This window comes from Actinosynnema sp. NPDC023658 (assembly GCF_040639995.1).
In the GTDB taxonomy this organism is placed as follows: domain Bacteria; phylum Actinomycetota; class Actinomycetes; order Mycobacteriales; family Pseudonocardiaceae; genus Actinosynnema.
Map to the genome: position 1 here is coordinate 1 of NZ_JBFAAX010001517.1, position 1,021 is coordinate 1,021.

The window sequence follows — 1,021 nt, forward strand, 5'->3', positions numbered from 1 at the left end:
GATGCGGGCGAGGGGTGACCGAGGTCGTGGCCCCGACCAGGTCACGCGGCTGGTCGCAGCACGGCAAGCCGGTCGCCCAGTGGTGCTTCGACTCCGTCGAGGTCCGCCACCCACCCGACGAACCCGACCTCATCCGGCCCGACGAGCCCGGGCGCGGCAAGACCGGCAAGACGATCGACGCCGTGCCCACCGCCGCGATGGCGGTAGGCGGCTGGAGACTTCGCGGACAGAAGCCGAACAAGCCCCATCGCACGGTCGCGATGGGTTGGTAGACCCCATCGGGTGATCACCGGGGCGGTGTTGTCGATCGGCCGCGGGGGTACCAGATCACCACGCTGCACGATCTCGGCAGGAAGGACAACCATGACCGCCGGTGAGGACACCTCGAAGCTCCCCAGACCCCGCTCTTCCGGGCCTTCGGAAGCCCCGGTGCTCGAACTGACCGATGACGTGCCTCCTCTGGCCGAGGTACGGCACTGGGCCGGCGAAGTGCTCGCGGATCTGGCCGAGGACGAGATCACCGACACGAAGCTGGTCGTGTCCGAGCTGGTGAGCAACGCCTACGAGCACGGCCAACACCCGCTGCACGTCCGGCTGCGACGCCCCTGCGGCCTGATCCGCATCGAGGTGACCGACCTGTCACCACAGGTGCCGGTAGTGGGCCGGTCCTCTGTGCGCGTGACACGTGGTCGCGGAATGCTGCTCGTGGATCGGCTGTGCCGACAGTGGGGAGCCGTGCGCCACGCCGTCGGCAAGACCGTGTGGGCAGTCCTGGACCGCCGATCCGGACACTCGAACACCTCGCTGACCGGCTGATCCCTCCCGCGTGATCTTCGCCGCTGGCTACGCGGCTGCCTCACCGGACTACCCGCGGTCATCCGCATCGTTATCACCCTTCAGCACCACCGCCTCGGTCGGTGGGATCCGAATGACGCTCCGGTCAGCACACGGGTGTTCCGGAGGTAGGACACGCGGGTGGGCGGAAAGGTGCGAGGGGCCGGCAGGGCTCCGGGGGAGCGCC

General features: G+C 69.1%; 1 protein-coding gene and 1 pseudogene. Both read left to right on the top strand.

Going from position 1 to position 1,021, the window contains the following annotated elements; translation table 11 throughout:
* Positions 1-272: pseudogene (locus tag AB0G02_RS42205) on the top strand (terminase large subunit); the annotation flags it as partial.
* Between the two features lie 10 nt (positions 273-282).
* Entirely contained in the window at positions 283-816 is a 534-nt protein-coding gene (locus AB0G02_RS42210; protein WP_360806803.1) for an ATP-binding protein, read from the top strand.
* Positions 817-1,021 lie beyond the last annotated feature (205 nt).